This window comes from Methylobacterium sp. P5_C11, assembly GCF_054049775.1.
The window spans coordinates 1-23,936 of the sequence record NZ_JBFULS010000063.1; the positions used below are offsets into that span (position 1 = coordinate 1).

25 protein-coding genes and 1 riboswitch are annotated in these 23,936 nt (G+C 71.6%); of the genes, 18 read left to right on the forward strand and 7 right to left on the reverse strand.

Going from position 1 to position 23,936, the window contains the following annotated elements; translation table 11 throughout:
- The 3 genes from ACXJKQ_RS23795 to zwf form a co-directional block, all read left to right on the forward strand.
- On the forward strand, positions 1 to 969 hold a 969-nt coding region (locus ACXJKQ_RS23795; protein ID WP_457108164.1), incomplete at its 5' end, for an efflux RND transporter permease subunit.
- A gap of 188 nt (positions 970 to 1,157) precedes the next feature.
- On the forward strand, positions 1,158 to 2,708 hold the full coding sequence (locus tag ACXJKQ_RS23800; RefSeq protein WP_457108165.1) for an efflux transporter outer membrane subunit: 1,551 nt from the start codon (positions 1,158 to 1,160) through the stop codon (positions 2,706 to 2,708).
- 296 nt (positions 2,709 to 3,004) lie between these two features.
- Positions 3,005 to 4,531: a glucose-6-phosphate dehydrogenase gene (gene zwf, locus ACXJKQ_RS23805; protein ID WP_457108166.1), complete on the forward strand. Its 1,527-nt coding sequence runs from the start codon at positions 3,005 to 3,007 to the stop codon at positions 4,529 to 4,531.
- A gap of 30 nt (positions 4,532 to 4,561) precedes the next feature.
- On the opposite strand, the gene rnhA is transcribed toward zwf, so the two are convergent.
- The 4 genes from rnhA to ACXJKQ_RS23825 all read right to left on the reverse strand — a co-directional run bounded on the left by rnhA (position 4,562) and on the right by ACXJKQ_RS23825 (position 8,094).
- Entirely contained in the window at positions 4,562 to 5,035 is a 474-nt protein-coding gene (gene rnhA / locus ACXJKQ_RS23810; RefSeq protein WP_457108167.1) for a ribonuclease HI, read from the reverse strand.
- A 7-nt stretch (positions 5,036 to 5,042) separates the two neighbouring features.
- Positions 5,043 to 6,008 (reverse strand): homoserine kinase, encoded by a 966-nt coding sequence (locus ACXJKQ_RS23815; protein WP_457108168.1) that lies wholly within the window; start codon positions 6,006 to 6,008, stop codon positions 5,043 to 5,045.
- 118 nt (positions 6,009 to 6,126) lie between these two features.
- Positions 6,127 to 7,128, reverse strand: a complete 1,002-nt coding sequence (gene ispH, locus ACXJKQ_RS23820; protein WP_457108169.1) for a 4-hydroxy-3-methylbut-2-enyl diphosphate reductase — start codon at positions 7,126 to 7,128, stop codon at positions 6,127 to 6,129.
- A 120-nt stretch (positions 7,129 to 7,248) separates the two neighbouring features.
- A complete protein-coding gene (locus ACXJKQ_RS23825) occupies positions 7,249 to 8,094 on the reverse strand; it encodes a C40 family peptidase (RefSeq protein ID WP_457108170.1) in 846 nt (281 codons plus the stop codon).
- Between the two features lie 293 nt (positions 8,095 to 8,387).
- Here ACXJKQ_RS23825 and ACXJKQ_RS23830 point away from each other — a divergent pair, with 293 nt between their 5' ends.
- The gene (locus ACXJKQ_RS23830) at positions 8,388 to 8,720 is read left to right on the forward strand and encodes a hypothetical protein (RefSeq protein WP_457108171.1); all 333 of its coding nucleotides are present in this window, start codon (positions 8,388 to 8,390) and stop codon (positions 8,718 to 8,720) included.
- A 21-nt stretch (positions 8,721 to 8,741) separates the two neighbouring features.
- On the opposite strand, the gene ACXJKQ_RS23835 is transcribed toward ACXJKQ_RS23830, so the two are convergent.
- Positions 8,742 to 9,428: an SDR family oxidoreductase gene (locus ACXJKQ_RS23835; RefSeq protein ID WP_457108172.1), complete on the reverse strand. Its 687-nt coding sequence runs from the start codon at positions 9,426 to 9,428 to the stop codon at positions 8,742 to 8,744.
- 288 nt (positions 9,429 to 9,716) lie between these two features.
- Between ACXJKQ_RS23835 and ACXJKQ_RS23840 the strand changes: the two genes are divergently transcribed.
- The gene (locus tag ACXJKQ_RS23840) at positions 9,717 to 10,181 is read left to right on the forward strand and encodes a nuclear transport factor 2 family protein (RefSeq protein WP_457108173.1); all 465 of its coding nucleotides are present in this window, start codon (positions 9,717 to 9,719) and stop codon (positions 10,179 to 10,181) included.
- Entirely contained in the window at positions 10,178 to 10,768 is a 591-nt protein-coding gene (locus tag ACXJKQ_RS23845; RefSeq protein ID WP_457108174.1) for a TetR/AcrR family transcriptional regulator, read from the forward strand. The genes ACXJKQ_RS23840 and ACXJKQ_RS23845 overlap by 4 nt, the downstream gene beginning before the upstream one ends.
- Positions 10,769 to 10,908: 140 nt before the next feature.
- On the opposite strand, the gene ACXJKQ_RS23850 is transcribed toward ACXJKQ_RS23845, so the two are convergent.
- Positions 10,909 to 11,619 carry an MgtC/SapB family protein gene (locus ACXJKQ_RS23850; protein ID WP_457108175.1) on the reverse strand — a complete coding sequence of 237 codons (711 nt, stop codon included), beginning with the start codon at positions 11,617 to 11,619 and terminating at the stop codon, positions 10,909 to 10,911.
- A 236-nt stretch (positions 11,620 to 11,855) separates the two neighbouring features.
- On the opposite strand from ACXJKQ_RS23850, the gene ACXJKQ_RS23855 reads away from it, so the two are divergent.
- The 10 genes from ACXJKQ_RS23855 (at position 11,856) to crcB (ending at position 20,943) form a co-directional block, all read left to right on the forward strand.
- Positions 11,856 to 12,869 (forward strand): AAA family ATPase, encoded by a 1,014-nt coding sequence (locus ACXJKQ_RS23855; RefSeq protein WP_457108176.1) that lies wholly within the window; start codon positions 11,856 to 11,858, stop codon positions 12,867 to 12,869.
- Between the two features lie 266 nt (positions 12,870 to 13,135).
- Complete coding sequence (locus ACXJKQ_RS23860) at positions 13,136 to 14,005, forward strand: DUF58 domain-containing protein (RefSeq protein WP_457108177.1); 870 nt, start codon at positions 13,136 to 13,138, stop codon at positions 14,003 to 14,005.
- A gap of 24 nt (positions 14,006 to 14,029) precedes the next feature.
- Positions 14,030 to 14,503 (forward strand): DUF4381 family protein, encoded by a 474-nt coding sequence (locus ACXJKQ_RS23865; protein ID WP_457108178.1) that lies wholly within the window; start codon positions 14,030 to 14,032, stop codon positions 14,501 to 14,503.
- Positions 14,500 to 15,537, forward strand: a complete 1,038-nt coding sequence (locus ACXJKQ_RS23870; RefSeq protein ID WP_457108179.1) for a VWA domain-containing protein — start codon at positions 14,500 to 14,502, stop codon at positions 15,535 to 15,537. Before ACXJKQ_RS23865 ends, ACXJKQ_RS23870 begins: the two co-directional genes overlap by 4 nt.
- A gap of 103 nt (positions 15,538 to 15,640) precedes the next feature.
- Positions 15,641 to 16,570 (forward strand): VWA domain-containing protein, encoded by a 930-nt coding sequence (locus ACXJKQ_RS23875; RefSeq protein WP_457108180.1) that lies wholly within the window; start codon positions 15,641 to 15,643, stop codon positions 16,568 to 16,570.
- On the forward strand, positions 16,570 to 17,490 hold the full coding sequence (locus ACXJKQ_RS23880; protein ID WP_457108181.1) for a tetratricopeptide repeat protein: 921 nt from the start codon (positions 16,570 to 16,572) through the stop codon (positions 17,488 to 17,490). Before ACXJKQ_RS23875 ends, ACXJKQ_RS23880 begins: the two co-directional genes overlap by 1 nt.
- A 293-nt stretch (positions 17,491 to 17,783) precedes the next feature.
- A complete protein-coding gene (locus ACXJKQ_RS23885) occupies positions 17,784 to 19,079 on the forward strand; it encodes a hypothetical protein (RefSeq protein WP_457108194.1) in 1,296 nt (431 codons plus the stop codon).
- Positions 19,080 to 19,194: 115 nt separating this feature from the next.
- The gene (locus ACXJKQ_RS23890; protein ID WP_457108182.1) at positions 19,195 to 19,626 is read left to right on the forward strand and encodes an EF-hand domain-containing protein; all 432 of its coding nucleotides are present in this window, start codon (positions 19,195 to 19,197) and stop codon (positions 19,624 to 19,626) included.
- A 171-nt stretch (positions 19,627 to 19,797) separates the two neighbouring features.
- The gene (locus ACXJKQ_RS23895) at positions 19,798 to 20,307 is read left to right on the forward strand and encodes a hypothetical protein (protein ID WP_457108183.1); all 510 of its coding nucleotides are present in this window, start codon (positions 19,798 to 19,800) and stop codon (positions 20,305 to 20,307) included.
- A 91-nt stretch (positions 20,308 to 20,398) separates the two neighbouring features.
- Positions 20,399 to 20,470, forward strand: a riboswitch (Fluoride riboswitch).
- An 83-nt stretch (positions 20,471 to 20,553) separates the two neighbouring features.
- On the forward strand, positions 20,554 to 20,943 hold the full coding sequence (gene crcB, locus ACXJKQ_RS23900; RefSeq protein ID WP_457108184.1) for a fluoride efflux transporter CrcB: 390 nt from the start codon (positions 20,554 to 20,556) through the stop codon (positions 20,941 to 20,943).
- 116 nt (positions 20,944 to 21,059) lie between these two features.
- On the opposite strand, the gene ACXJKQ_RS23905 is transcribed toward crcB, so the two are convergent.
- Positions 21,060 to 21,890, reverse strand: coding sequence for a pyruvate, water dikinase regulatory protein (locus tag ACXJKQ_RS23905; RefSeq protein WP_457108185.1), 831 nt, complete (start codon positions 21,888 to 21,890; stop codon positions 21,060 to 21,062).
- Between the two features lie 466 nt (positions 21,891 to 22,356).
- Here ACXJKQ_RS23905 and ACXJKQ_RS23910 point away from each other — a divergent pair, with 466 nt between their 5' ends.
- Positions 22,357 to 23,487, forward strand: coding sequence for a uroporphyrinogen decarboxylase (locus ACXJKQ_RS23910; RefSeq protein WP_457108186.1), 1,131 nt, complete (start codon positions 22,357 to 22,359; stop codon positions 23,485 to 23,487).
- Positions 23,488 to 23,492: 5 nt separating this feature from the next.
- Entirely contained in the window at positions 23,493 to 23,924 is a 432-nt protein-coding gene (gene hemJ, locus ACXJKQ_RS23915) for a protoporphyrinogen oxidase HemJ (RefSeq protein ID WP_457108187.1), read from the forward strand.
- Positions 23,925 to 23,936 lie beyond the last annotated feature (12 nt).

Sequence of the window (23,936 nt, forward strand, 5' to 3'; positions counted from 1 at the left end):
GTGGGTAGCGCCTCGGGCGGGACCGGAGCCGTCGCGGCCGCGGCGGCTGCGGCCAGCACCGCCGACACCGCCTCGAACGCCGCGGCCATCGCGTCCGACTCGGCCCGCAACGCCTCCTCCAACGCCATCGCGGCGAGCAAGGGGGGCGCCTCGTCGAGCGCGCCGGTCTCAGCTTCGAAGGAGACGATGGTCCCGCTCTCGGCCTTCGCGCGGATCGAGCCGGGCAGCGCCCCCGTGCAGGTGAGCCACCAGGGCCTGTTCGTGGCGACCACGATCTCGTTCAACCTCGCCCCGGGCAAGAGCCTGTCGGACGCCACCGACGCGATCGACCGGGCGATGGCCTCCCTGCAGCTGCCCGCCACGATCCACGGCGAGTATGCGGGTGCGGCCAAGAACTACGTCGCCTCCGCGTCGCGCCAGCCGCTCCTGATCCTGGCGGCGATCCTGGCGGTCTACGCGGTGCTCGGCGTTCTCTACGAGAGCTTCGTGCACCCGCTCACGATCCTCTCCACCCTCCCCTCGGCCGGCGTCGGCGCGGTTCTGGCCCTGCTGGTGACCGGGACCGACTTCACCATCATCGCGCTGATCGCCGTGTTCCTGCTCATCGGCATCGTGAAGAAGAACGCGATCATGATGATCGACGTGGCGATCGACGCCGAGCGGACCCGCGGCGCGAATCCCGTGGACGCGATCCGCGAGGCCTGTCTCCTGCGCTTCCGGCCGATCATGATGACGACGCTGGCCGCCATGCTCGGCGCCGTGCCGCTGATCCTGGCCAACGGCGAGGGCGCGGAGCTGCGCCGCCCCCTGGGCATCGCCATCGTCGGCGGGCTGATTGTGAGCCAGATCCTGACCCTCTACACCACCCCCGTCGTCTACCTCACCCTCGATCGCCTCCGGCACAGGGTGCTCAACCGGCGCAGGCGCGCCGGACGGGGCGGAGAAGCGGCACTGCCGGCCGGAGAGTGATGGTTAAGGTTTCACGTGAAACAGCGGCGGCTCCGGTCGCGGGTGCGGGTTTGTCCCAGCATGCCCCTCATCCTGAGGGGCTGCGCAGCAGCCTCGAAGGAGAGCTCCAGGGATCGCGCGGCCGGCTGGAGGGCTCCGTCGACGCCTCCGCTGCGCTCCGTCACCTCAGGATGAGGGCGCGGGTGGGCATGACGCCTGCTTCCATTGGACCGTTGAGCCACGAACCTGCCGCTGCCGATCGGCGGCCCCGCACCCTCGCCGCCCTCCTCCTCGCCGCGCCCCTCCTCGCCGGCTGCGTGGTCGGACCCGACTATGCCCGACCCTCGGTGGAGACGCCCTTCGCCTACAGGCAGGGCGGCGTCCGGGAGGACAGCCCAGCCTCCGTCGCCGCGCGCCGGAAGGGCTGGCGCGAGGCCCGGCCCAACGATGCGGCCGAGCGGGGCGACTGGTGGCGGGTCTTTCGCGATCCGACCCTGGACCGGCTGATCCGCCTCGTCGACGTCGACAACCAGTCCCTCCGGCAGGCGGTGGCGAATTACCGGCAGGCGCGGGCGCTGGTCGCCTCCGCCCAGGCCGCCCTGTACCCGACGGTGATCGGGGCGCCGAGCATCACCCGGACCGGCAGCGGCACCACCACCCGCACCAACGTGTCGCTGCTCGGTCAGGCGAGCTGGGAACTCGACCTGTTCGGTGGCACCCGCCGCACCATCGAGAGCGAGGCGGCCCTGGCGCAATCCGACGCCGCCACCCTCGCGCTGACCCGCCTGACCATCCAGGCGGAAGTGGCGGCCGATTACCTGACCGTGCGCTACGCCGATGCGCTCCAGAAGGTGCTCGACGAGAACGTCGCGAACTTCAAGAAGACGCTTGCGATCACCGAGAACCAATACGCCGCCGGCGTGGCGGCCCGCTCCGACGTGATCACGGCGCAGACCCAGGTCCAGACCATCGAGGCCCAGGCCATCGCGGTGCGCCTGACCCGGGTGCAGTACGTGAACGCCATCGCCACCCTGATCGGGCGGCCGCCCTCCGAGGTGTCGGTCCCGGTGGCCGGCATCCCGCGCAATCCGCCCGGCGTGCCGGTTGGGATCCCCAGCGACCTGCTGGAGCGGCGGCCGGACGTCGCCCAGGCCGAGCGCCTCGTCCAGGCGCAGAGCGAGCGCATCGGCGTGGCGGTGGCGGCCTTCTTCCCCACCGTGACGATCTCGGCCCAGGGCGGCATCTCCGGGGCGACCCGAAACGGCCTGCTCTCGGCCGCCAACCAAGTCTGGTCGGTGGCCGCATCGGGCAGCGAGGTCCTGTTCGACGGCGGCGCGCGCACGGCGGCCCTGCGCTCAGCGGAAGCCGGCTACGACGCCGCGGTGGCCAATTACCGGCAGGTGGTGCTCGCCGCCTTCGCGGAGGTCGAGAACCAGATGGCGGCGCTGCGCATCCTGGGCCAGCAGCAGGGGGCGCAGGACACGGCCGTGGACCTGTCCCGCAAGGCCGTCGAGATCACGCTCAACGAATACAGGGCCGGCACGCAGAACTTCACCACGGTGGTGACCGCGCAGGGATTGCTCGTGACCAACGAGATCAACGCCCTCCAGGTACGCTTGAGCCGCTTCACCGCGGCGGTGACGTTGATCCGGGCACTCGGCGGCGGCTGGGACGTGCGCTCCCTGCCGAGCGATTCCGAGCTGAAGGGTCCGAGCCTGCCGATCGACCAGGGCGGTCAGGCGGTCCGCCCCGACGAGTAGGCTGCTGCGATCCTCCCGCCGGTCCGAGCGGCGGCCTTGCGCACGCGATCGTCCGGTGAAGGCTGCCGCACACCTTGCACCGGCGCGTGCGCAGCGACGTGATCCAGGGGGCGTGCCGGTCATGCCGTGCGCTGAGGACGACGGGCCCATGGGTCCGGGGTTCGCGCGCGTGGGTATGCATGCGGGGCGCCCGGTCCTAGGATCGGCACGGCACAGCCTCATCGGCGCCGGAACGGGCTTCGCTGCGGCGGGTTGTCAGGCCGGTTTGCTGCAGCGCAGCCAGACGGGAGTCAGGGATGGCCGGGCCGACGACAGCTCTCAAGGATGACGCGGCCTGCGGTACGCAGCCCGCCCCCCCCTGCACGCTGGTGATCTTCGGGGCGGGCGGAGACCTGACCAAGCGCCTGCTGATGCCGTCGCTCTACAACCTCGCGGGCGCGGGATTGCTGCCGGAGGGCTTCTCGATCCTGGGCGTCGACCACGGCGACGGTACCGACGAAACCCTGCGCGACACCCTCACCCAGACCCTGGAGGCGTTCAGCAAGGATCCGACCTCCGAGTTCCACGCCGATCACATCGACGCGAAGAGCTGGGGCTTCATCCGGGAGCGACTGTACTACCTCAAGGGCGATTTCGAGAAGCCCGAGACCTTCGAGGCCGTCAAGCAGCGGGTGAACGGCAGCGCGGTGTTCTACTGCGCGGTGGCGGCCCGCTTCTTCGGCACCATCGTGGACGGGCTCGGGCAGGCGGGCCTGCTCAAGCAGGCGGAGAACCAGTTCCGCCGGGTTGTGATCGAGAAGCCGTTCGGCTCGGACCTCGCTTCGGCCCGGGACCTCAACGCGCGCATCCTCCGCCAAGGCGACGAGAGCCAATTCTACCGGATCGACCACTTTCTCGGTAAGGAGACGGTCCAGTCGATCATGGCGTTCCGCTTCGCCAACGGCCTGCTGGAGCCGGTCTGGCGGCGGGAATACATCGACAGCATCCAGATCACCGCCGCCGAGACGGTCGGCGTCGAGGAGCGCGGCGGCTTCTACGAGCCCACCGGGGCGCTGCGCGACATGGTGCCGAACCACATGTTCCAGCTGCTCTGCATGGTCGCCATGGAGCCGCCGAACTCCTTCGACGCGGAGGCCGTGCGCACCGAGAAGGCCAAGCTCGCCGAGGCCGTGCGGCCGATCCCGCCCGAGGACGCGGTGCGCGGCCAGTACACGGCCGGCACCTCGGAGGGACGCGACGTGCCCGCCTACCGGGACGAGCCGCACGTGGCGAAGGACTCGGTCACCGAGACCTACATCGCCCTGAAGCTCCACATCGAGAACTGGCGCTGGGCCGGGGTGCCGTTCTACGTCCGCACCGGCAAGCGCATGACCGGCCGGCGCACCGAGATCGCGGTGCTGTTCAAGCCGGCACCGTTCAAGATGTTCGCCGATACGCCCAACGCCGATCTCGGCCCGACCGTGATGCGGATCCTGGTCGATCCGGACCATGGGGTCAGCACGGAGTTCAACGTGAAGGTGCCCGGGCCGCAGATGAAGATCGGCCGGGTACGCTCCGGCTTCCGCTACAAGGACTTCTTCGCCGACACGCCGAATGTCGGCTACGAGACGCTGCTCTACGATTGCATGACCGGCGACGCGACGCTGTTCCAGCGCGCCGACAACATCGAGGCCGGCTGGAGCGCGGTGGATCCCCTGCTCAAGGGCTGGCCGCAGCCGGGGGTGGCGTTCTACCCGGCCGGAAGCGCCGGCCCAACGGAGGCCGACGACCTCCTGGCCCGGGACGGCCGCCACTGGCTGGGCCTCGACGGCGAGACCGACTGAACGATCCGGCCCGGGGCGCGGGAACGCCGTTCAGCGCCGCTTGAACGGCAGCATCGCCGCCACGGCCAGCGCGTCGACCCGGTTGTTCAGCGGGTCGCTGGCATGGCCCTTCACCCAATGCCATGCCACCTCGTGGCGCTCCCGGGCGGCGTCGACGCGCCGCCAGAGGTCCTCGTTCTTGACGGGCTTCTTGTCGGCGGTCCGCCAGCCTCGCGCCTTCCAGTTGTGGATCCAGCCGGTGATGCCCTGGCGCAGGTACTGCGAGTCCGTGAACAGGTCGACCCGGCAGGGGCGCTTCAGGGCCTCGAGCGCCTCGATCGCCGCCAGGATCTCCATCCGGTTGTTGGTGGTGTGGGCCTCGCCCCCGGAGAGTTCCTTCCGGGTGTCGCCGAAGATTAGGATCGCCCCCCAGCCGCCGGGACCCGGATTTCCCGAGCAGGCGCCGTCGGTGTAGATCTTGACCCGCGTCGGCTCGGAGGCCGCCTCGGTCGTCTCGGTGCTCATCCGGTCATCAACCCTGGCGGCCGTAATCCCGCGCGTCCCGCGCCTGCCGGTGAAAGGCGAGCCGGCGATCGAATTCCCGTGGGTCCTTCGGCCTGACCAGGGCGCCGGGAGGCACGTTCAGCCAGTCGACCAGCCGGGTCAGCATGAAGCGCAGAGCGGCGCCGCGGCACAGGATCGGCAGCGCCGCGACCTCGGCGGTCTCCAGGGGCCGCACCGCCTCGTAGCCGGCGATCAGCGCCGCCGCCCTGTCCCGGTGGAAGGGACCGTCGGGGTCGAAGCACCACGCGTTGAGGCAGACCGCGAGGTCGTACGCGAAGGCGTCGGTGCAGGCGAAGTAGAAATCGATCAGGCCCGACAGGGCGTCGCCGATGAAGAACACGTTGTCGGTGAAGAGATCCGCGTGGATCACCCCGCCCGGCAGGTTCCGGGGCCAGTGCGCCTCTAGGACGGCGAGGTCGGCCCGGGTCCGTTCGACGAGGCCGGGGGCGACCGAGTCGGCCTGAGCCTCGGCCTGCGCGAACAGCGGCCGCCATGCGGCGACCGAGAGGCTGTTGTCCCGCACCATCGGAAAATCCCGGCCGGCGGCGTGCAGCTCGGCCAGCGCCCGGCCGAGTTCCCGGCAATGCTCCGCGCCCGGCGCCTTGACCGAGACGCCCTCCAGGAAGCTCACGATGGCGGCGGGCCGGCCGCAGAGCTGTCCGAGGGCCTGGCCGGTCCGGTCCCGCACCGGTTGCGGGCAGGCGAGGCCGCGGGCCGAGAGATGCTCCATCAGGCCGATGAAGAACGGCAGGTCCTGCTCGCGGACCCGCTTCTCGTAGAGGGTCAGGATGTAGGCGCCGTCGGTGGTGTGCAGGAAGAAGTTCGAGTTCTCGACCCCTTCGGCGATGCCCTTGTAGGAGAGCAGGCCGCCGATCGCGTAGGCGGACAGGAACTCAGCGAGCGCCGCGTCGGATACCTCGGTGTAGACGGCCACGTATGCGCGCTCTGAATGTCGGAACTTCGATAAGGCGAGGGGCGCCGCAGCGCCCCCGCACAGACCCTGCCGGGCCTCGAGGCCGAGCGGCCCCGCAGGCTGCGCGGTCCGAAACTGCCTATTCGGCGGCCTCGCTGCGCAGCTCCCGCGGCAGCGGGAAGACCATGTCCTCGATCACCGTCGAGACCGTGTCGACGACGACGTCGTAGCGGGCCGCGAAGGCGTCGATGATCTCCTCGACCAGCACCTCGGGGGCCGAGGCGCCGGCGGTCAAGCCGAGCTTGCGGATGCCCTCGAAGGCCGGCCAGTCGATCTCCTCGGCGCGGAGCACCAGACGGGTGATCGGGCAGCCGACGCGCTCGGCGACCTCGCGCAGGCGCTGCGAGTTCGAGGAGTTCGAGGACCCGACGACGATCAGGGCGTCCACCAGCGGCGCCACCTGCTTCACCGCCTCCTGGCGATTCGTGGTGGCGTAGCAGATGTCGTCCTTATGCGGCCCGGTGATGGTCGGGAACTTCTTCTTGAGGGCGTCGACGATGTGCCGGGTGTCGTCCACCGACAGGGTCGTCTGGGTGACCCAGGCGAGGTTGTCGGGGTTGTCGGGGGTCAGGGCCGCGATCTGGTCGAGGTCCTCCACCAGGGTGATCGAGCCCTTGGGCAGCTGGCCCATGGTGCCGACGACCTCCGGATGGCCGGAATGGCCGACCAGCAGCACGTGGCGGCCGCGCTTGTGGTGGATCTCGGCCTCGCGGTGGACCTTGGTGACCAGCGGACAGGTGGCGTCGATGGTGGTCAGGCCGCGCGAATCGGCATTGGCCGGCACGGTCTTGGCGACGCCGTGGGCGGAGAAGATCACCGGGGCGCCGCCGTCCGGCACCTCGTCGAGTTCGCGGACGAACACGGCGCCCTTCCGCTTCAGGCTCTCCACGACGTACTTGTTGTGCACGATCTCGTGGCGGACGTAGACGGGCGGCCCATAGATGGCGAGAGCTCGCTCCACGACGTCGATGGCCCGCACCACGCCGGCGCAGAAGCCGCGCGGGGCGCAGAGCAGGATCTCCAGCGGCGGCTTGCCGGCGGTGCCCGGGACGGGCTCGGGGGTCGCGATATCGGCGGTCATGGGGGCGATGTGGCGAGGGCGGGGTACTCCTGTCAACAGGAGTGACCCACGAACCGGGCAGGAAGAGGGACGCGGCGGCGCCCTGTAGCACGATTGCCGCGGGACTTGGACCCCGCCGCCTTAAAGGCGCCGGAGGCTGGTGACCGCACCGAAGCTGGTGGCCCGGATCCGGGAGACGGCCTCCGCCAGCGGCTCGGCCGCCACCGCCATGTGGTGGCCGTTGGCATGGATGAGCGTCTCGGAATCGCGCATCAGACCGACATGGCCGCGCCAGAACACGAGGTCGCCCCGGCGCAGGCATGCGAGGTCGAGGGGCAAGGCCTGCCCGAGAGCCGCCTCCTGCATGTCGGCGTCGCGGGGGCAGGGCAGCCCCGCCGCGTCCAGGCAGAGCTGCACCAGGCCGGAGCAGTCGAGCCCGAGGCTCGTGCGCCCACCCCACAGATAGGGCGTCCCGGCCAGCCGCACGGCCGTGGCCACGTAGTCCGGTTCGTGGGTCGCCACGGGCGAACAATGCGCGGCGAACACGTAGCCCCCCGGGGTCTCCAGATACGCGCCCGACGCGCCTGTCGCCACGAGGCGGGCGCCGAGGCTGAGGTGGCCGCGGACCGGTCGTTTCAAGTCCGGCTCGGGATACAGGAAGGTGCGCAGGGCCGTGACCCGGTGCGTCGGCTCCGGCTCGGCCGGGCCGAGGCAGGCGGCTGGCAGGTAGCCGACATAGCCGTCGCGGACGAGCTGCACGAAGGCGAAGCCCTCGGTCTCGTCGTACAGATCGACCGCGTCGCCGAGGAGCGCCTCGGTGTCGAGCCCGGCCTGGGGGGACGGAGCCCGGCGCAGGGGGGCGGCGGGTGCCGTGACCCGGCGCGGCGTCGCGGCCACGTAACGGGCCGCCGTGACGCGATCCCGCAGGCCGAGAGCGGCGACCTCCGGGCGGGCCGGGGTGAGGCGGGGATCGAGGGTGTCTGTCATCGGGTCACGGTATCACGGCGGGCCTTAACGTCGGCGGGTGACCGCGCTGCGGCCGAGCCCCACAGGCAGCTCTCTGCGCTTCTATGTCGCACCGCGCGTGAGTTCGGACGGATTCTGCCGCCGGATTGATCGCGTGCTTCGGTCCGCCCTTGGGATGCTCCTTGCGGCACTGCCCAACGCCGCGTCATCCGCCCCCAGGCATGTGCCCGAGACGGCGCTCACAGGTTTTTGATGCACTGCACAACTGTCCTGGAAGGCGCTATGTCTGTCGGATGAAGACCGCGAGTCGCCCCGTGAAGAAGACACAGAAGAGCTTCGCCGACCTGCCGCCGATCCGCGTCCGCCGCGAGCCGCCGACGGTGAACGAGGCGGTCGCCGCCGCGCAGGATCTCGCCGACGATGTCGAGCAGCAGGTCGAGATCGCCGCCGGCCTGATGGGCCTGCCGGCCGACGAGGTCCGCCCGCACGTTCTGGCGGCCAAGAAGGCCAAGCCGGAGCGCGTCCCCGAGCGGATCCTGACCCAGGCGAGCCCGAGCCGGGCGCTCCGCACCGTGGTGGTCGAGCGCCGCACCCGCCCGACCGTGGTGATCGAGCGGCGCAGCCGCCCCCTCGATCCACGCCGCTGAGCGCCCGTCAGGGAGACCGCGTCACCATGGCAGCGTCTCGCCGCGGTAGTCGAGGTAGTGGGCGCCCGGCCGGCCGAGCTGCGCCCCGATCACGTCGGCGAGGCCTGTGACGCTGGTCGCCACGTCGATGTCGGCCTCCGCGCCGCCCATCTCGGTACGCACCCAGCCCGGATGCAGGATCAGCACGGAGACGTTCTCCGCCCGGTGCCGGATCTCGAAGCTGCGCGCCAGGGTGTTCAGCGCCGCCTTGCTGGCCCGGTAGGTCTCCCAGCCGCCGGTCTCGTTCAGGCTGACGCTGCCGAGGATCGAACTCATCAGGGCGATGCTGCCGCCGGGGGCGAGGCGGTCGCGGAAAGCCTCGGCGAAGCGGATCGGGCTGATCGCGTTGGTGAGGTAGACCTGCGCGGCGATCGCGCGGGGCACCGCGTGCGCCGGGTCGTGCGCCTGCGTGGCGATGCCGGCCACCACGAAGATCAGCGCGAAACGCTCGGAGGCCAGCCGCTCGTGCAGGGCGGCGACGCCGGGATCGTCGTCGATGTCGGCGGTCTCGACGCGCAGGGCCTCCGAACCCAGGCGGGCGAGAGCCGGGGACGGCGTGCGCTGGGTGGCAGTGACCCGCCAGCCGCGGGCCAGGAAGGTCTCGACGAGGCCGAGCCCCAGGCCGCGGGAGGCTCCGACGATCAGCGCGTGCTTCTGCGATTGGGTCATGATGGGTCTCCGGGATCGGCCGGATAAAGTCTGATCGGATCCGGAGGTTTCGTGTCCGGGTTGAGTCCCGAACGGTCAGAGTCCGGGGTTCGAACGTGCCCCGCACGACCCGGCCCGGATCCGCGTCGGGTGGTTTCGAGACCGTCCGCTTTCGGAACGGAAGCGCGGGACGAGGCTGCTGGCCGCCTGCAGAGGCCGGTCCGGAGAAGCAGGTTGGCCTGACGGGGATTGACGGATCGACCGCGCCTTTGTACCGAACGGTACAAACTGATTCAGAAAGGCGATCTGATGTCCCGTCCTCCGCTTCCACCGTTCACCGAAGAGTCGGCGATTGAGAAGGTGCGCCTTGCCGAGGACGGCTGGAACACGCGCGACGCGGCCAAGGTCGCGTTGGCCTACACGCACGACACGCGCTGGCGGAACCGGGTCGAATTCGTGACGAATCGGGAGGAGGCGCAGGCCTTCCTCACGCGCAAATGGAACAAGGAGCACGAATACAGGCTGGTCAAGGAGCTGTGGGCCTTCACCGGCAACCGTATCGCGGTGCGCTATGCCTATGAGTATCGCGACGACAGCGGACACTGGTTCCGCGCCTACGGCAATGAGAACTGGGAATTCGCTGACGACGGATTGATGGCGCACCGCCATGCCAGCATCAACGAGATGCCGATCACCGAAGCGGAGCGCAAATACCGTTGGCCGCTTGGCCGCCGACCCGACGATCACCCCTCGCTCAGCGACCTCGGTCTTTGAGCGCGAAGCGGGTCCTGACGGAGCGTGCCGGCGCCGTGCCGGCACTGGCGGAAGCGTTCCGCGAGCACGGGTTCGAGGGCGCGAGCCTGTCGGTGCTGTCGAAGGCGACCGGGCTCGGCAAGGGCAGCCTCTACAACTTCTTCCCGGGCGGGAAGGAAGAGATGATGGAGGCGGTCCTTGCCGACATCGATTCCTGGTTTGCGACGGCGATCTTCTCGCCGCTGGAGCAGGCACAGGATCCGGCAGCGGCCGTCACGTCCATGATCGACGACGTGACGGCCTACTTCCGGTCCGGCCGAAGGGTCTGCCTCGTCGGCTGCATCGGTCTGAATGCCTCCGGCGCGGTTTTTGCGGTTCGGACAAGGCGTTACTTCGCGCGCTGGATATCGGCGCTGGCCCACTGCCTCGAAGCCGGGGGCATTCCCAAATCACTGGCCGTGCAGCTCGCGGAGGAGGCGGTGTCGGGGATACAGGGCGCGATCGTGTTGGCGCGAGCCTTGGGAGAGGAAGAGGCCTTTCTCCGGGTCGTTCACCGACAGCATTCGACCCTGCTCGGCGCGATCGCTCGTCATAGCGCAGGCCGATGAATGACGCCGCTTCGCCAAAAAAGCGTCCTGCATCCGAACGTCCGGTTCCAGGCCGCCCGGATGCAGTCCGGACCAGCGGGGTTGGGTCGGAGGCAGCCACCGGTACGGTCGAGCGGACCGCGCTTTGACCGCAAATTCAATCAATCGGCGGTCTGCACCGACCACGTGGCGTGGCGGATACCGGGCATGCGGGCCAGCTCGTTGGTCACGGCGTCGAGTTCCTCCGCCTTCACGGCGCTGGCCGTGAGCGTCGCCACCACGTCGACCGCGGTCTCGCCCCGCTCCTCGATCTCGACGCTGCCGACCGGGTAGTTCGCCGCCTCCAGACGCTCCACCAGCATGTCCTGGGCCGGCCCGGCCTCGCCGGGCGCCGTGGTCACCTGGACCTCGTAGGTCGCCTCCGTGGCGGATTCGCGGATCGGCGCGCGGTTGATGGCGTTCACCAGGGGCCGGAGGGCGGTGTTGCAGGCCAGCACCGTCACCATCACGAACACCGCCTCCAGGGGCAGGTCCGCACCGCAGAAGGCCCCGACGGCGGCCGAGCACCACAGGGTGGCAGCCGTGTTGAGGCCGCGGACGTTCATGCCCTCCTTCATGATCACGCCGGCGCCGAGGAAGCCGATGCCGGAGATCACGTAGGCTACCGTGCGGACGCCCCCGTCCGGACCGGTGAGCCGCATGCCGAGATCGACGAAGGCGCTGGCCCCCACCGCGACGAGCACCGCCGTGCGCAGGCCCGCGGTGCGCTGCCGGTACTGGCGTTCGGCCCCGATGATCGTGCCGAGCACGAAGGCCACGAGCAGGCCGATGGCGGATTTCACTTCTTCGGGCAGGGCGGCGTAGCTGGTCATCCGCGACCTCATGGGAGCGGGGAGGTGACGAAACCGTGACACCATGGACCGGCCCCGATCCGAAAGGGCATCCGAACCGGGATTGACGGCCGCACCGGGCAGCGGGCACACCGGCAAGAGCCTGAGGATCCCTTAAGAATTCGGGACCCGGCCGAGGAGACGTGCAGGATGCAGGACGCGGCCCCGGACATGGCCCACCACCCGGCGGAGTCGATCCGCGCAGGATCTTTCTCCGCATGAGCGGCGCCCTCGCTGAGCGCCGGTCCGACAGCGTTGCCAGCAGCACGCCCGACGCCGGCCTTCACGGCCGCGTCATGGCGCTGCGCGAGGGCCTGGAGCGCGGCCTGATCGGCAGCGCCGGCCTCGTCGAGCGCCTGCTGATCGGGCTCCTGACCGGCGGCCACCTGCTGATCGAGGGCGCGCCGGGGCTGGCCAAGACCCGCGCGGTCAAGCGGCTGGCCGACGGCCTCGACGGCTCCTTCGCGCGCATCCAGTGCACCCCGGACCTGATGCCGGCCGATCTGACCGGCACCACCGTCTGGCGCCAGGACAGCGGCACCTTCGAGTTCCTGCCCGGACCCCTGTTCCACGCCCTCGTGCTGGTGGACGAGGTCAACCGCGCCCCCCCGAAGGTCCAGTCGGCACTCCTCGAATCCATGGCCGAGGGGCAGGTGACGGTCTCCGGTCACACCCATCGGCTCTCCGATCCGTTCATGGTCGTGGCGACCCAGAACCCGATCGAGCATGCCGGCACCTTTCCGCTGCCGGAGGCGCAGCTCGACCGCTTCCTGCTCCACGTCGTGGTCGACATGCCCGACGAGGCGACCGAACGGGCGATCCTCGACCTCGTGGAGGGCGAGATCACCCATCACGTCGACGCCATGACCATGCGGCTGTCGCTGGCGGACGTGCGGGCCGCCCGGGAGGCGGCGCTCGCCACTTACGTGTCGCCGGCGCTCAAGGATTATCTGGTCCGGCTGGTGGCGGCGACCCGCACCGACGTGGCCGCCCCGGACCTGCGCGCCATGATCGAGCACCCGGCCTCGCCGCGGGGCACCCTGGCGCTGATGATGGCCGGCAAGGCCCGGGCCTGGCTGCGGGGCCGCGACCACGTCATCCCCGAGGACGTCACCGAACTCGCCCGGGACGCGCTCTCCCACCGCATCGGCCTGACCTGGCGGGCGGCCGCCGAGGGCAAGACGGCGCGCGGCCTCGTCGGCGAGCTGGTTCAGCGGGTGCGGGCGCTCTGACGGTGTTCGGGTTCGGGCAGGCGCGCCGCAGATCCCCTCCCCCCTCTGCGGGGGAGGGTACCGTGCGCAGCAGGGGGGGAGCGGGGAGAGACGCTTTGGGCACGGGCTCGCCCGATGGGACGGCCACATCCCTCTTCGGAAGCGGCGCTCCCCGCGCGCGGGACTTCGACCCGGCCCGACCCGGCCCGACGGCCGGGCCGCCCATCCCCGCAAATGGTGCAGGGATCGGAAGCGCCGCCGGCATCCACCTCTCGGGCGAGGCCCTGATGGGCCTGCGCCACCTCGCGCGGCGGGGTTCCGCACCCGCCACCCGGACGTTGGCAGGTCTGCCCGGCGGCATCGTCACCCGGCGCCGCGGGCGCGGTTCCGAGCCGGAGGACGTCCGCCTGTGGTCCGAGGGCGACGACCGGCGCTTCATCGACCGCAACGCCACGGCCCGCACCGGGCAGCTCCATGTCCGCACCCACCACGACGAGCGCGACCGGGCCGTGGTGCTCCTCGCCGATTTCCGGCCCTCCATGCTGTTCGGCACTCGCCGGGCGCTGCGCTCGGTGGCGGCCGCCGAGGCCCTGGCGCTGCTCGGCTGGCGGGTCGCGGCCGATGGCGGCCGGGTCGGCCTCGCGGTCGCGGGCTCCGGGGCGCCGACCGTGCTGCGGCCGTCGGGCGGCGAGCGCGCCATGATCGCGGTAACCGGCGCCCTCGCCCAGGCCCATGCCGACGCGCTGGCGGCCGAGTCCGGGGCGCCGGCCCGCGCGGAGCCGCCGCTGGAGGCGACGCTCGCCCTCGCCCGCAGCCTGCTGCCCGCCGGCGGTCACCTCGTCATCGCCAGCGCCCTGGACGATCCAGGCCCGGGCTTCGACGAACTCCTGACCCTGCTCGCCGAGCGGATCGCGATCCGGCTGATCCTGGTGAGCGACGCCTTCGAGCGCGCCCGGCCGCCGGGCTTCTACCCCTTCGCCCTCGCGGACGGCCGCCGCGGGACCGCACTGCCGACGGCGGCCGGGCCGGCGGAAGAATCCGCCGAGGCCCGGCTCGCGGACTACGCCCACCGGGGCATCGCGGGGGTGCGCCTCGACGTCGAGACCGGCCCGGAGGCCTACGCGCCGCTCATGGAGCGCCTCGATGCGGTGCTGTGAGGCCCGATCCCGCGGCCCGATCCGATGAACCCGGTCGCGCCCGCCGAGATTCCCCTGTCCCTCGATCAGCTCCGGGGCCTGCACCTGCCCGGCGGCGCCGCTGGCGCCGTGCAGGGCGAGGTCGTCGCGGCGGCCGTCCTCGGCTTCCTCGCGGCCCTGCTGGTGGGACTCGTGCGCTATTGGCGCGGCCGGGCGCGGGCCGGCCTCCGCCGGGCCGCGCTGGCCGAACTCGCCCGGAGCCGCGGCCTCGACCCGGAGGCGCGCCTCGTCGCCCAGGCCCGGCTCCTGCGCCGCCTCGGCCGGACCCTCGGCGGCGAGACCGAAGCCCGGGCGACGGGCGCCGACTGGGCCGCCCGCCTGGACGCGCTGTTCGGGACCACGTTCTTCTCCGGGGGCGCCGGCCGGGTCTTGGCCGACGGTCTGTACCGGCGGCAGGATCCCGACCTCGACGCCCTGGATGCCGAACTCGGCCGCCTGATCGGACGGCTGCGGGCATGAGCGCGTTCCTGCCCGCGTGGCTCAGCGCGCTGCTCTCGGCCTTCGACTGCGCGGCGCCCTGGGCGCTCCTCGCCCTCCCCCTGCCCCTGCTGGCGGCCCGCCTGATCCCCGCCGAGCCCGAGGGCGGCAGCGGCGCCCTGCGCGTGCCCGGCACGCTGGTGGGCGGGGCGCGCTCCGGCGCCGACCTCGCGGCCCGCGGGCGGCGGCGGGCGCTGCTGACCTGGACGCTCTGGATCGCCCTGGTGGCGGCCCTGTCGGGTCCGCGCCTCGTCCTGCCGGCCGCCGCCCTCCCGGCCTCCGGCCGCGAGATCATGATCGCCATGGACCTGTCGGGCTCGATGGAGCGGCGGGACTTCGCCCTCGACGGCGAGACCGTGAACCGGCTCACGGCGGTCAAGCGCGTCGGCACCGACTTCATCCGCCGCCGGGCCGGGGACCGGATCGGCCTCGTGATCTTCGCCGATCAGGCCTACGTGGCGGCGGCCCTGAGCTTCGACACCGCCGCGGTCGCCCGCGCCCTCGACGAGGCGACGATCGGCATCAGCGGCCGCTCCACCGGCATCGGCGACGGCCTCGGCCTCGCCCTCCGCCGCCTGGACCCGCGGGACGCCGAAGGCGATGCCGCTTCCGGGAGCCACGCCGGTGCGAAGGCCGCGAAGGCCGTGATCCTGCTGTCGGACGGCGCCAACAATGCCGGCCAGACCGCTCCCAAGGACGTGGCCGACCTCGCCAAGGAACTCGGCATCAAGGTCTACACGATCGCCCTCGGCCCCCGCGACATGGCCGATGCCGACGGCGAGCAGGACGTCGTCGACACCGAGACCCTGCGCGACATGGCGCAGGCCAGTGGCGGCGAGGCGTTCCGGGTGCGCACCACGGACGACCTCGTCCGGGTCGCCGAGGCCATCGACCGGCTGGAGGGCGGCCGCGCCCTGGCCCCGCCCCTGCCCCTGCGCAGGGACCTCTGGCCCTGGCCGGCGGCCCTCGCGCTCCTCGCCGGCGCCGCGCTCCTGGCCAGCCGGAGGGGGGCGTGATGGGTCGATACCCCGCCCGTCCAACCACCCTCCTCATCCGGAGGTGCCGGTACGCAGCGCAGGCCTCGAAGGATGAGGGCGTTGGGGTTGGAGGATCCACCCCATGAGCCTCCTCGGCACCGTCGCGCTCCTGCGCCCCTGGTGGTTCCTGGCGATCCCGGTGGTCGTCCTGCTCGCGCTGCGCGCCGCGTGGCGCTCGGCGCCGCTGGGCGACTGGGTCCGGGCGGTGGATCCGGCGCTGATGGCCCACCTCACGCGCGCCGGGGCGGTGCTGGGCGGGCGGCGGCAGGCGAACCTCGCCGCCGCGCTGGCGGCTGGGCTGATCGCCCTGGCGCTGACCGGCCCCGCGGTGGAACGCGCGGACGGGCAGACCTTCCGCAATCTCGACGAGACCGTGATCGTCGTCGACCTGTCCCGTTCGGTCACCGAGGGCGGCAACCTCCAGGGCGTCCGGCAGGCCGCCGCCGCAGTGGCGGAGGCCGCCGGCACCCGGGCGGTCGCACTCGTGGTCTACGCGGGCGACGCCTATCTCGCGGCCTCCCCGACCACGGACCGCGACAGCCTCGGCACCACCCTGTTCGCGCTCGACGCCGACACGGTGCCAGACCGCGGCTCCCACCCCGAGCGCGGGCTGGCGCTGGCCCGCCGCACCCTGGCGGAGGCCAACGTGGTGGCGGCCGACGTGGTGCTGATCAGCGACGGCGACGGCATCGGCGAGGCCGCCAACCGCGAGGCCCGCGCCATCGCCGAGCACGGCTGGCGGCTCCAGGCCCTGTTCGTCCCCGCCGACAAGCCGCTGCCCCCCGGCGCGCCGAAGCCCGACCGGGCCGCCCTCGACGCCCTCGCCCGGGCGGGCGGCGGCGGCACAGCCGACATCGCGACCCCGGGTCCGGTGCTCGACGTGGTCGGCGCCGGGCTCAGCCAGCACCTCGCGGCGGGCGGCTACAGCGTCCTGGCCTACGCGGATCTGGGACGCTGGCTGCTGCTGCTAGCGGCCCTGCCGGCCCTGGTCCTGTTCCGCAGGAGCGCGTGATGCGGCTCACCCTCCCCGACTCGGGCTTCGCCGTCCCGCTCCGCGCCGGCCTGCCGCCGCGCTGGCGTCGCCTCGCCCGGATCGCCGGTCTGGCGCTCGCCGGGGTCGGCCTCCTGGCGCTGCTCGCCGTCTCGCAGCCGCGCACCGGCTTCGGGCGCCTGCTGATGGGACTCGGCCTGCCGGGGCTGGCCGCGGGCGTCTTCGTCGATCCCGCCTGGCGCGCCGCCGCCCTCTACGAGGCCGGCCGGTATCCGGACGCGATCGCGCTGTTCCGCACCGGCGGGCGGCGGGCGAGCTACAATCTCGGCAATGCCCTGGCACGATCGGGCGACCTCGACGGCGCGCTCGCCGCCTACGACGAAGCCCTGCGCTTCAACCCCCGCGACGCCGACGCCCAGGCCAACCGCTCGCTCATCGCCCGGATGCAGGCCGAGGTGATCGACCGCGGCCCCGGCGGCGGCATCGCCAACGGGACCGGCCAGTACGGCGCCCGCTACAACAACACCGCCAACCAGGACCAGAACAACGACATCAACGCCGCCTCCAGCGGCGAAGGTCTGGCGGGCAACAAGGAATCGAATGCCAGCGCGTCGCTGCCCGGCAACAGCAAGGTCGCCCGTCGCGGCAAGGCCGAGCAGCAATCGATCGACACCGGCAAGGGGCAGGCCCGGGGCTCGGCCGGCGACGCCGCCGGCCGCGGCCGGACCGGGGGCGGCTCGGCGATGGTGGCCGAGGCGCCCGAGCGCGAGGTCCGCCGGGTGACCAAGAGCTTCGAGGCCCACGAGATCCGCCCGGACCGGCTCTGGCTCCAGACCCTGCCGGACGATCCCGGCCGCTATCTCAAGCTGCGCCTGCGCGCCGAGCAGACCCGGCGGGTCGAGGCCGGCACCGCGATTCCCGCCGGGAGCAATCCGTGGTGATGTGTTCTGGCGTTTCCGAGAGGCGCGATCCCCCTCCCCCCTCTGCGGGCTCCGATGTTCACACTTCTCCACTGAACACCAACGCTGGCGGCAGGGCGCGACGCGCCCCCGCTCCCGTGCGGGAGAGGGTTGGGCTGAGGCACGAGAACGCTCCGGATGGGGCACCGGATCGATGCGCCGACAGGGCGCGCCTCGTTCTGAACGGTCTCGACCCTCACCCTGTCCTTCTCCCGGACGGGAGCGGGGACCCGCGCCCGATCCCGAAACCGCAATGCCGAAGCGGATGCGTGAATCTGCAAGCCACTGCGGGGGAGGAAGGGCGGGCGCGCGTCCTGCTTGCCCTTGTCCTCAGCCTCCTCGCGCCCCTCCTCGCGCCCCTGCCCGCCCGGGCCGAGATCGAGCCGGGCGACCTCACCCTGACGGTGACCGCGGAGCTGAACGGCAACAGCGCCCCCTACCCCCGCGAGATGGTGCTCCTGAAGATCCACGGGGTCTACAAGCAGCCGATCCTGCTCGAGGAGGTGGTGCAACCCTCGCTGGCCAACTTCTCCTGGACGCAGCTCGGCCGCGACCATTGGAGCAAGGCCAAGCTGCCGGACGGCCAGAGCGCCATCGCGTTCGACCGAACCGTGGCGGTCTTCCCGCACCACCCGGGCCAGTTCACCATCGAGCCGTTCGTCCACAAGCTCACCGTCAACGATGTCGGCGAGCGGCGGACCGTCGAGGTCCGCTCGCAGCCGATCCCCTTCCCCGTGGCGCAATGGACCGCCCCCACCGGCGGTCCCGACGCCAAGGAGCCCTGGTGGCTGCCCGCCAGGGACGTCGCCATCACGGATTCCTGGAGTCCGGACCCCGAGACCATCAAGGTCGGCGAGACCGCCCGCCGGATCGTCACCCTGGAGGCGCAGGGCATGGTCGCCGAGGGCCTGCCGCCCCGGCCAGTGATGCGCACCCGCGGCATCATCACCTTCGCGGGGCCGGTCACCCGCGAGACGCTGCTGACCCCCTCCGGCCCCGTGGCCCGGGCGACCTACCAGTGGGACGTGAAGCCCGGCGTGCCGGAGATCATCCCCCTCGACGCCATCGCGATCCCGTGGTTCGACACCAGCACCCGCACGATGCGCGAGACCGAGATCCCGGCCCGGCAGATCGGCGGCGGCCTGCCCGACCGCGCGACCGACGCGGCGCCCCCCGCGATCCCCTCGCCGCTCATGGTCGCCGCCGCGGCTCTCGCCGCCTTCGGGCTGGGCCTGGCGCTGATCGGCTTCGGGCTTGGCCGGCCGACCCTGCGCCTGTCCGCCCGGACCCGCCGGGCGCTGCGCGCGGCAGCCCGCGCGGGCGATCCGGGCAGGTTCCGCGCGGCGCTCGACGCCGCGATGCGGGAAGCCCCCGACCTCGCGCGGATCTGGCGAGCGCGGCCCGACCTCGCGGTTGCGTTCGTTGCCCTCGACCGGGCGGTCTTCGGTGCATCCGGTAGCCCCGTCCCGGACCTCCCCGCGCTCGCCCGGTCCCTGTCGCGCCCCGAACGGCTCGCCGCCGCTCTCCGGGAAGCGAGCCCGCTCGCCCCCCTCGACGGGCCGGTCCGCTGAGCGTTGCGGCGCAGGTTCGGCGCGCTGATCGTCCGCTTGTGAACGCGTCGTGGGGAACGCACCGCCGGATGGCGGCTTGGGCTGCCGGCGCTGATTGCCACCGGAGATTTCGCTCATGCCCGCGATCCTGAACAGACCCGCCCGCGCGCTCGCCGCGACCCTCGTCCTCGGCCTCGCCGTCCCGACCGGGCTGCCGTCCGCGGCCCTGGCCCGGAGCGCCGGCACCGAGCGCACGCTGAAGATGGTCGACACCGACAACGACGGCACGATCGACTTGGCCGAGGCGCAGGCCGCCGCCGGAAAGGTCCTCGACGGCGCCGAACACGACAAGGACGGCACCGTCGACGCCAAGGAATTGAAGGGCCGGCTCAGCAAGAAGGATCTGAAGTCGGCCGATCCCGACGGTGACGGGACCCTCGACCGCAAGGAATACCTCGCCCTGGTCGAGCAGCGCTTCAAGGCCGCCGATCCCGACAACGACGGAAAGCTCGACGCCAAGGAACTCAAGACGCCGGCCGGACGGAGCCTGCTGCAGCTCCTCAAGTAAGGCCCGCCGAGCGCCGTTGCACAGTTCCTGAGCAAGTATTATTCCTGTGCAACGGCTCAAGTTCTGAGCAGGCATCAATATTTTGCACGATCTTGCATCATCTGAACTGCCTCCGTAGGTTCTCAATGTCCGAGCGACAAAGCATCGGATGAACCACCCGGGAGGAGCGCGATGGCGCGCGTCAACGAAGTCAAGGACAGGTTCCGCGCGCGGCTGCAGGAGGCCGATGCCCGCAGCAACGACTTCCGCAAGAAGCTTCTGGAGGACGGCGCCCGGGCGCTGGAACCCGTCGTCGGCGTCCTGAACCTCATGGCCGAGGTGCTCAACGAGGAGGACAACGTCCACGGCAGCATTACCGGCCTCGAGGCGAAGATCGATCAGGACAACTTCATCAGCCTCTGCGCGCAGCTTCGCGGCACCGATTCCGAGCAGAAGATCAAGATCAAGTACGGACCCGAACTCGGCGGCAGCAACTACATCTCGGTCTCGGGCCTGAACCAGCGCTACAACGAGCGCCTCGTGCCGGGGGCGGCGAGCTGCGCCGTCGGCCGGACCGTCGGCAGCGACATCCAGCTCGACGAGCACCGGGGCGACGAGCTGGCCGAGGTGGTCCGCGAGGTGGTCGAGGACTTCTACGCCGCCCAGATCGAGCAGCGCAGCCACTTCGCCTACGCCCGCTGAGTCACCGCTCGACCGGGCGGATGGGGTTCGGAAGCGGGGGCGCGGGCGCCGGAAAACCGGATTCCCCTCCCCGGCTTCCTGCGCTAAGCCTGTCCGCGATGGGGATGGAGCTCCCCGACAACCGCCCGGCATCCGCTGCCGGGCTGATGGCTCCTACCGCACGGGCGCGCCTCGGCCGTCCGCGGTGGGGCCGTGCGCCGAAGCCGCGACAGGACGAAGCCGCCCGACCGAACAGGAAGGGCAGGCATGATCAACACCCTCATCGTCTTTCTCGGAGCCGGGGTCGGGGGCGGATTCCGCCACGGTGTCAACGTCGCGGTCGCCCGGCTGCTGCCGGGTCTCGGCTTCCCCCTCGCCACGCTGATCATCAACGTGCTGGGCTCGTTCCTGATGGGCGTGCTCGCCGAGGGCTTCGCCCTGCGCGGTGCGGCGGGCCACCCGGCACGGCTGTTCCTGACCACCGGGGTGCTCGGCGGCTTCACGACCTTCTCGACCTTCTCCCTCGACGCGATCAGCCTGTACCAGCGCGGCGAGACGGCGGCCGCCGCCCTCTACGTGGTGGCCTCGGTGGCGACCGGTCTTGTCGGGCTGCTGGCGGGCCTCGCCCTGGTGCGCACGGTCCTGAGCGGCAGCTGACCAAAGTCCCGGTTTCACGAGGTCGGCGACCTCGTGCGGGTCCAGGGCGGAGCCCGGGTGGTTCCGGGGCTCCGCCCTGGACCCCGGCGAAGGGCCGAGCTCCTTGGAACCCCCGATCAATCCGCGATGAACTTCAGCCTGTGGTCGCGGTAGAGGTCGACGATGGCCGCCGCGGTCTCCTCGATGGAGCGGCGGGTGACGTCGATCGTGGGCCAGCGGTTCCTCGTGAACAGCCGGCGGGACATCGTGATCTCGTCCGCCACCGCCGAGCGGTCGACGTAGAGGGACGATTCGTCGGCGTTGAGGCTGGAGAGGCGGTTCTGGCGGATCTGCACGATCCGCTCCGGCGAGGCGAACAGGCCGACCACCAGGGGCTTGCGGGCGCGCTCGATCGCCGGCGGCAGCGGCAGGCCGGGGACCAGCGGCAGGTTGGTGGTCTTGAGGCCGCGATTGGCGAGGTAGATCGAGGTCGGCGTCTTCGAGGTCCGGCTGACCCCGAGCAGGATCACGTCGGCCTCCTCCAGGTTCTCCGGCAGGTTGCCGTCGTCGTGGGCCAGCGTGAAATTCATCGCGTCGATGCGCTTGAAGTACTCGGCGTTCAGCATGTGCTGGGCGCCGGGCCGGGCGGTCGTCTCGGCGCCGAGATAGGCGCGCAGCAGATCGTGGACCGGCCGCAGCACCGAGAGGCAGGGCGATCCGGTCTCGCGGGCGACCTCTTCCAGCCGCTCGCCGAGATCGCCCCCCACCAGGGTGTAGAGGACGAGGCCCGGCGCCGCCCGGATCTCCGAGATCACCCGGTCGAGCTGCGCGGCCGAGCGCACCAGCGGGTAGACGTGCTCGATCGCCGAGACGCCCTCGTACTGCGCGGCCGCCGCACGCCCGACATTGATCAGCGTCTCGCCGGTGGAGTCCGAGACGAGGTGGAGGTGGAAGTAGCTGCGGCCCATCCGGTCGCCTTCATCGCGGGGGCCACGTTATCCACCGTCGGCCGCCAGGGGAGTCGATGGATGTGGATAGGATGCCCTGCCGGGCCGGTCCAGGGAAGCGGTCCCGCCGGTTATCGACTCCGCCGTTCACAGGCCGTCGATCCGGGCCGGCGGAATCCGGGCGCGTGGGAGAATCCGGGACGCACGGGGGGTGCGTACACGACTCGGCGTTGCCAAGGCGCTGTCGGACCTTCCGGTTCTCGCAAGTTGGAGGAAATCCTTTAAAGCCCCGTTAACGGCGCGGCGTCGGGGACCGCCTGTGGATGCATTTGTGCCCCCGCGATTCGGCCCCCCAAGAGAAAAAACAGAGTCCTAGAATCTCTCTTTTCTTTTCGAAGGGGCCTGTGTGGGGATCGGCGCGCTTCGACTCGACAGGAGGCGCGCCGACGGGCATGCCGGATGGGCTAAAAGCGGGGTGGGAGCGCAGATGACGGGGACACCGCCGGTGGAACGCAAGATGCTGCGCGTCCTCGAAGGGGAGGCGATCGGACGGCCCCCCGCCTGGATGATGCGCCAGGCCGGGCGCTACCTGCCGGAATACCGGGCGACCCGCGCGGAAGCCGGCTCGTTCCTCGACCTCTGCTACAGCCCGGACTTCGCCGTCGAGGTGACGCTCCAGCCGATCCGGCGCTTCGGCTTCGACGCGGCGATCCTGTTCTCGGACATCCTGGTCGTCCCCCACGCGCTGGGCCAGGACGTGCGCTTCGTGGAGGGCGAGGGGCCGCGCCTCGATCCGCTCGACGGCCGGGAGGCCTACGGCCGGCTGCGCGAGGCCGGCGACCCGGCGATCATGACCCACCTCGCCCCGGTCTTCGAGACGGTGACGCGGCTGCGGGCGGAACTGCCCCGCGAGACGACGCTGCTCGGCTTCTGCGGCGCCCCCTGGACGGTGGCGAGCTACATGATCGGCGGCCGCGGCACCGCGGACCTCGCCCCGGCGCGGGCGCTGGCCGAGGGCGACACGGCCCTGGTCGATGCCCTCATCGACCGCCTCGTGGCGGTGCAGACCGATTATCTCGTGCGCCAGCTCGAGGCCGGCGCCGACGCCGTGCAGATCTTCGAGTCCCATGCCGGCACCCTGCCGCTCGCCGTCCCGCCCTCGGGGGGCACCGTCGAGCCCGTGGGCGACGTCGCCGAGAGCGGCCTGCCGGACGGCGCGAACGGGGACGCGTTGGCCCGCTGGTCCCTGCGCCCGATCGCCCGGATGATCGCCGGTGTCCGCGAACGGGTGCCCCACGCGAAGATCATCGTGTTCGCCCGCGGCTCGGGCCTCGACGGCCATGCCCGGGTCGTGCCCGAGACCGGCGCCGACGCCGTCGGGGTCGACTGGGGGGTGGACCTGAAGGCGCTTCGGGCGGCGGTGCCGGCCACGACGGTGACGCAGGGCAACCTCCATCCCGAGACGCTGATCGAAGGGGGCGCAGCCCTCGACGCCGCGGTGGACGCCGTGCTGGCGGCGACCGCCGGCCTGCCCCACGTCTTCAACCTCGGCCACGGCATCACGCCGCAGACGCCTGTCGCCCATGTCGAGCGGATGCTCGCGCGGCTCCGCCGGTAGCCCGCGTGCTGTACGACTGGATCAAGGCCGGGCACGTCATCAGCCTGATCGCCTGGATGGCGGGCATGCTCTACCTGCCGCGTCTGTTCGTCTACCACGCGAGCCTGCCGCCGGGCTCGGAGGCGCAATCGGCGACCTTCAAGGTGATGGAGCGCCGCCTGCTCAAGGCGATCATGAACCCGGCGCTCATCGCCACCTGGGTGTTCGGTCTGGCCCTCGCCTGGATGAGCGGCTTCTACGCGAGCCCCTGGCTGCAGGCGAAGTTCGCGCTGGTGCTCGCGATGTCGGGCATCCACGGCTGGCTCGCCCGGATGGTCAAGGATTTCGCCGCCGACCGGAACACCCGCGGGCACAAGTTCTACCGGGTGCTCAACGAGGTGCCGACGCTGCTGATGATCGGCATCGTCATCCTGGCGATCGTCAAGCCGGGCCTCTGATCCCGCGATCCC

Coding starts and splice junctions, on each gene's coding strand:
- ispH (WP_457108169.1), bottom strand. CDS start 7,128: ATGACCGCCGATATCGCGACCCCCGAGCCCGTCCCGGGCACCGCCGGC.
- ACXJKQ_RS23895 (WP_457108183.1), top strand. CDS start 19,798: ATGGCGCGCGTCAACGAAGTCAAGGACAGGTTCCGCGCGCGGCTGCAG.
- ACXJKQ_RS23840 (WP_457108173.1), top strand. CDS start 9,717: ATGTCCCGTCCTCCGCTTCCACCGTTCACCGAAGAGTCGGCGATTGAG.
- ACXJKQ_RS23870 (WP_457108179.1), top strand. CDS start 14,500: ATGAGCGCGTTCCTGCCCGCGTGGCTCAGCGCGCTGCTCTCGGCCTTC.
- ACXJKQ_RS23860 (WP_457108177.1), top strand. CDS start 13,136: ATGGGCCTGCGCCACCTCGCGCGGCGGGGTTCCGCACCCGCCACCCGG.
- ACXJKQ_RS23855 (WP_457108176.1), top strand. CDS start 11,856: ATGAGCGGCGCCCTCGCTGAGCGCCGGTCCGACAGCGTTGCCAGCAGC.
- ACXJKQ_RS23825 (WP_457108170.1), bottom strand. CDS start 8,094: ATGACAGACACCCTCGATCCCCGCCTCACCCCGGCCCGCCCGGAGGTC.
- ACXJKQ_RS23910 (WP_457108186.1), top strand. CDS start 22,357: ATGACGGGGACACCGCCGGTGGAACGCAAGATGCTGCGCGTCCTCGAA.
- ACXJKQ_RS23905 (WP_457108185.1), bottom strand. CDS start 21,890: ATGGGCCGCAGCTACTTCCACCTCCACCTCGTCTCGGACTCCACCGGC.
- zwf (WP_457108166.1), top strand. CDS start 3,005: ATGGCCGGGCCGACGACAGCTCTCAAGGATGACGCGGCCTGCGGTACG.
- ACXJKQ_RS23800 (WP_457108165.1), top strand. CDS start 1,158: ATGACGCCTGCTTCCATTGGACCGTTGAGCCACGAACCTGCCGCTGCC.
- ACXJKQ_RS23835 (WP_457108172.1), bottom strand. CDS start 9,428: ATGACCCAATCGCAGAAGCACGCGCTGATCGTCGGAGCCTCCCGCGGC.
- rnhA (WP_457108167.1), bottom strand. CDS start 5,035: ATGAGCACCGAGACGACCGAGGCGGCCTCCGAGCCGACGCGGGTCAAG.
- ACXJKQ_RS23890 (WP_457108182.1), top strand. CDS start 19,195: ATGCCCGCGATCCTGAACAGACCCGCCCGCGCGCTCGCCGCGACCCTC.
- ACXJKQ_RS23865 (WP_457108178.1), top strand. CDS start 14,030: ATGAACCCGGTCGCGCCCGCCGAGATTCCCCTGTCCCTCGATCAGCTC.
- ACXJKQ_RS23875 (WP_457108180.1), top strand. CDS start 15,641: ATGAGCCTCCTCGGCACCGTCGCGCTCCTGCGCCCCTGGTGGTTCCTG.
- ACXJKQ_RS23880 (WP_457108181.1), top strand. CDS start 16,570: ATGCGGCTCACCCTCCCCGACTCGGGCTTCGCCGTCCCGCTCCGCGCC.
- crcB (WP_457108184.1), top strand. CDS start 20,554: ATGATCAACACCCTCATCGTCTTTCTCGGAGCCGGGGTCGGGGGCGGA.
- ACXJKQ_RS23850 (WP_457108175.1), bottom strand. CDS start 11,619: ATGACCAGCTACGCCGCCCTGCCCGAAGAAGTGAAATCCGCCATCGGC.